Source organism: uncultured Proteiniphilum sp., assembly GCF_937873925.1.
GTDB lineage: Bacteria > Bacteroidota > Bacteroidia > Bacteroidales > Dysgonomonadaceae > Proteiniphilum.
The window spans coordinates 1-5,255 of the sequence record NZ_CALNAT010000050.1; the positions used below are offsets into that span (position 1 = coordinate 1).

A 5,255-nucleotide genomic window follows, 5' to 3' on the forward strand; every position below is an offset into this window, starting at 1 on the left:
AGGTGGCTGACCGTGGATCCAATGGCGGAGAAGTATTACTCGATTAGTTCGTATGCGTATTGCGGGAATAATCCGGTGAACCGTATCGACCCGGATGGAATGTCGTATGACTGGGTTGAAAATAGGGATAAGCATATTTATTGGGATAAGAATGCAATCTCGCAAGCGACGACAAAAAAGGGTGAAACTTATATTGGCAAAACCGTATATGCAACAAATGCGGACGGAAGTTTCAGATACGGAGATCAATTCGGAAACTGGCATAACTCCGCCCCGTTGGGAGAGGTTACGGTAAGAGGTTTTCAAACTTCGGGAAGCGGGCCGGTAAGTGCGGCCATAAGGCAGGCTGCCGGCGGATATGATCCGAAATGGATTGCAGGCTTCAACAAATTTGTCGAAGGGGGACTTAAAGCGATAGAGCTTACCTTGACGTTTGCCACGCTGGCACACGATCTGAACAACTTGGGCGGCAGTGGAATAAGAGCAGGCGTAAATCTTATTGATGATGCAGCAAAGGGAGGGAGTAAAGTTCCCAATTTTATAGTAAGTAAAGGAGGAACAGTTTTCCCCGTACCCAGAGGTGCGACAGGACCTATTCCGGCATCAAGTGGAAAAGGTTTTCAATTTATAAAGGGAGTTGGCGACAAAGGACTTAGTCCTAAAGCTATGGGATTTAGATTTATGGATCCAATTACAACTGGAAAGTATCAATATCCTGGGGGTTATGGTTCTTATTTTAATAAAGCAGGACAAACTATTAATCCCTTTACAGGTCAGACAATATCACCTTCAAACCCATGGTGGCATATACCTGCTAAATAACATAAATTATGGAAAAACGAAACTTAAAAAGACCTATATTGAAGTCATTAGAGAAGCTTGAATTGTCAGGTATAACTTTTATCAGAGACTATGTTCAATTTTTATTTGATGGTTCAGTGTTCAATGCTTACACTTTTCCTCAAATAAGAATTGATAAAAAGGTTATCAATTCAACAGATATCGGTTATTGTGACACCTTGAGATCTTTAATAAATAAAAAAATTCTTTTTGCAAAAGAGGATAAACAAAAAGAAAAGATTGTGATTCGATTTGAAAATGATGTTGAACTCATGATATCATTAAAATTAGAAGATAGAAGTAGTGCAGAAGCTGCAATGCTTCAACTTGAAACGGATGGGGAATGGAATGTTTGGTAGGATCAGATTGATATTTCACTAAGGAATAGAAAGTTGCGAAAGAATCGATATCATTATTGCCTATGATTATGTTACCATAGAGATCTACCTCTCTGAAAAGGGTTCTTGATGTTTCTATTAAACCACCGGTTATAAAGCGACTATTTCTATTGTTTGTTGTCGGTATATTGCTCAGGATATTTGTACAAAGCGTGCAGCAAAATATCTTCTCACCCGAACCATGCAGGATGACACAGGTACGTCATACAGCGACAAAATCAACTACTTCGACGGTCTGGGACGTCCCGTGGAAACCGTATTGAGAGAGGCATCCCCCTTACGGAAAGATATCCTCTCCCTGCAGGAATACGACGGCGTGGGCAGGGAAAGCAATGCCTGGCTTCCCGTGCCCGCCGGCAACGGTACGGGAGCATACATGGAGCCGACCTCATTCAAACCGGCGGCGACGGCCTTTTATTCCGACAGTGCCCCCTACTCCCATCCCGTTTACGAACCTTCACCCCTGAACCGGGTGACGGAGCGGTACGCTCCGGGGGAGGCATGGCGCATGGCGGAACGTCCGGTAAAAACGGATTATCTGACCAACACCTCTTCGGGAGCATGCTCCTGCGCTCTGTATTCCGTCGCCTCCGACAATTCGCTCAAACGAAACGGATACTATGCCGCCTGCGAACTGTTTGTCACCCAAACAACCGATGAAGACGGTCACACCGGATACACCTTTACCGATAAATTGGGACAAATGCTGCTGCAGCGGGTGATGAACGGTACGGTAGCACACGATACCTACTACGTGTATGACGACTTCGGCAACCTGCGCTACGTGTTGCCGCCGACGACAGCCGATGCACTGACGGCCGCAACAACCTGGCCCGACACCCATGCGGTATTGCAGAACCGCGTCTATATCTACAAGTACGACGAACGAAACCGTTGCATCTTAAAGAAATTGCCCGGTTGCGATCCGGTGGAGATGACGTACGACCGCTCCGACCGTCTCGTTTTCAGCCGAGATGGCAACCAAAAGGCAAAGGGGCAATGGACATTCTTCCTGTACGACGTCTTCGGGCGGCAAACCGTTACCGGAACGTGGAAATCGGCAACGGTGCCGGAAACGGAAAACGAAGTGGTCAAAACCAACTACACCGGCAGCGCCCCTTTGGGCGGATATACGGTGAACCTCGCTCTTGCGCCGGTCGATCTGCTGACGGTGAACTATTACGACGATTATGCCTTTGCCTCCGGCCTCTACGGTCTTGCCTACACCGCTCCGCCCGCGGGTTATAAAGAATCGTTCACGTACGACAAGACGGGGAACATCCTTACCCTGCAGCGGAAAGGGCTGACCGATAAAAAGCCCGCCCCGTCCGATGCCGACTTCGGGATGATCGACAACCTTTCTTTCACATACACCGGAAACCGGGTGACCAAGATCACCGACGCGGTAACGTCCGGCCCGCTGTATGCGGGAGCGTTTCATTTCATGGACGGTGCCGATAAACCCGCCGAATACCTTTACGATGCCAACGGCAACCTGAAGAAAGATTACAACAAAAAAATAGTGGAAATCCGATATAATTCGTTAAATTTGCCGGAGAGATTGCAGTTTGCCAACGGCAACACGATCGATTATGTTTATGATGCCGCCGGACAGAAGTTAAGCGTAACGCACCGTACGGCGGTGACGGGGGTGGTGATCCCGATGACGGGAGTGATGACGCCGCCGGCTCCCGCACAAATCTTCTCCGAACTCACCACAGACTATTGCGGCAATGTGATGTATGAAGACGGAGAGCCGGTCCGGATACTTACGGAAGAGGGATACGTAACATTGACGGGAAACGGGAACAACGCTTTTCCGACCTACTATTACTACCTGAAGGATCATCAGGGCAACAACCGGGTGGTGATCGACCAGGCCGGAACGGTGGAGCAGGTGAACCACTACTATCCTTTCGGCGGACTGTTCGGAGAAGGGCTCCAAACTTCCAACCAGCCCTACAGGTACAACGGCAAGGAACTGGACAGGCAGTTGAGCCTTGACCTCTATGACTACGGCGCAAGACACTATGACGCCGCCCTTGGCAGGTGGCTGACCGTGGATCCAATGGCGGAGAAGTATTACTCGATTAGTTCGTATGTGTATTGTGGGAATAATCCAGTAAGATTTATTGACCCGGATGGAAGAGAATGGAAATATGTTACAGATGCTAACGGTCATATAACTATCAATGTGACGTTAAATCTCTCTGTGTTGGGCAACTATACAACAGCTCAGATAAATGCTTACCAAAATGCTATTTCAACCCAATTTCATAATACAATATCTCAATCTTCGGGCGGAACAATGTCGGGAACTATTACTTTTTATCAAGGGAATGCTGATATTGTACAATCTTTATCTTTGGGAGAAATGAATGGTAATATTGGAGGAATGACTTCATATTTTAATTCTTCTGTAAATTTATATAATTCCGCAGGAGAATTAAGGTTGCTTTCTTCCGTAGCGTCAGACGCAACGCACGAAATGTTGCATACATTGAGATTAGAGCACCCATTTGAAGTAACACAAACAGCGGATACAGAATTGTTAAGAGTAGCACCGAATTCTTTTGTGTCGACTTCCACAACAGATAAAAATATTGTAAATAATATTATGAGTTATCCAATGATAACCATTGACGGGCAAAAAGGAAGTAATCTAAATTCATTGACAAAAGGACAGTTAAATTTTATGCTAAAAGAGATAGATTTACAAAACCAAGGATATGGTTTTAGACCGCAATACAATCCCTCATTAACTCTCGAACAAAACACTACTCTATACAAACAATATTATGATAACTATTGGAACAATCCGCCCGGAACACCTGTCAGGAATCAGTAAATATAACTTATTGATTATAATAATGTTTTGTTTGCACTCTTGCTATTCGGTAAAAGGGCAACAAGAAAATTTACAATACGACAGCTTAACGCAGAGAAATGTATATGTTTTTGTTGAAAAAATGCCCAACTATAATGGTGGAGAAGTAGCTTTTATGACTGATTTTAGCGAAAAATTTCAATATAATTTTTCAGAAAGTGAGGAAATACACACAAAGTTACGAGTCCAGTTCGTTATTGATACCGCAGGGCATTTAATTGGTGCGAGAATTTATAACAAAACAGCAGACGAATTAACCACTTTTGAAAAAGCAGGACTAAAAGCACTAAATTTAATGCAAAATTGGCAAGCAGGCAAACATAATAATAAATTGGTCAATGTACTAATAACAAAAACAATACACATTGGCTTAAATAATTAGAGAGAACCCGCAAAAAGCGGGTTCTCTTTTTAATGCAATCGCTTTGCGATAAAAGGGGGGGCTTTTGAGCGGCGAAGCCGCTAAAAAAAGAATTTAAATACACCTTTTTGCCCTCAAACGCTTTGCCTGTCGGCGTTTCGCCCTCTTTTCCTCTCTTTTTTATCATCCATTTCCCCACAGGCGTTTCAGCAGGTTGGAAAGAGTTTTTTGTAGTTGTTTTTCTTTGTTTTTTCTCTTGGTTTAAGAAATGGATAATCCGGAGCATACCCACCCAGATTCCGGTAAAAAAAGCGGAATTCAGAAAGAAGGTAAATCTTTAAAAATCCGACATTTCGTCATGTATTTGTATTAAATAAGGAGCAAAATGTAAATAAGGTAAGCTAAAAATAAGGGTAAAAAGGGCGCGCGCCTCCTTTTCCGGAGCATATGCACCCAATTTTTCAATTTAATATCCTTATATAAAGCAGGTTGTTTACAGCGTTGCTACTTTTCAAGCAATTTTCGTATTCCGGAGCATACCCACCCACTTGTTGATTATTTTTCTTATGATTGTGTGATTCTTCAATTCAATCGCATAATCATATGGCAGGAAAAATTATTAACACGAGTAAAGTAAAACAAGCGCTGCGCATGCATGCGCAAGGGTTTTCCAATCGTTGTATAGCCGATAAACTGGGGCTGTACAAGGGAACTGTGAATAACTATGTGAACAGGGTCAAAAATCACGGATACCGTATAGAGGATTTGT

At 43.9% G+C, this 5,255-nt stretch carries 4 protein-coding genes and 1 pseudogene; all 5 read left to right on the top strand.

What is annotated here, in order from left to right; genetic code table 11:
- Window positions 1-822, top strand: a pseudogene (locus Q0502_RS03705) (hypothetical protein); the annotation flags it as partial.
- 8 nt (window positions 823-830) lie between these two features.
- A complete protein-coding gene (locus tag Q0502_RS03710) occupies window positions 831-1,199 on the top strand; it encodes a hypothetical protein (RefSeq protein WP_286860770.1) in 369 nt (122 codons plus the stop codon).
- A gap of 220 nt (window positions 1,200-1,419) precedes the next feature.
- Window positions 1,420-4,086, top strand: a complete 2,667-nt coding sequence (locus Q0502_RS03715) for a DUF6443 domain-containing protein (protein WP_298647286.1) — start codon at window positions 1,420-1,422, stop codon at window positions 4,084-4,086.
- A complete protein-coding gene (locus Q0502_RS03720) occupies window positions 4,037-4,507 on the top strand; it encodes a hypothetical protein (RefSeq protein ID WP_238867591.1) in 471 nt (156 codons plus the stop codon). The genes Q0502_RS03715 and Q0502_RS03720 overlap by 50 nt, the downstream gene beginning before the upstream one ends.
- 582 nt (window positions 4,508-5,089) lie before the next feature.
- The coding region (locus tag Q0502_RS18930; RefSeq protein ID WP_366521751.1) for a LuxR C-terminal-related transcriptional regulator at window positions 5,090-5,255 on the top strand (166 nt) is incomplete at its 3' end.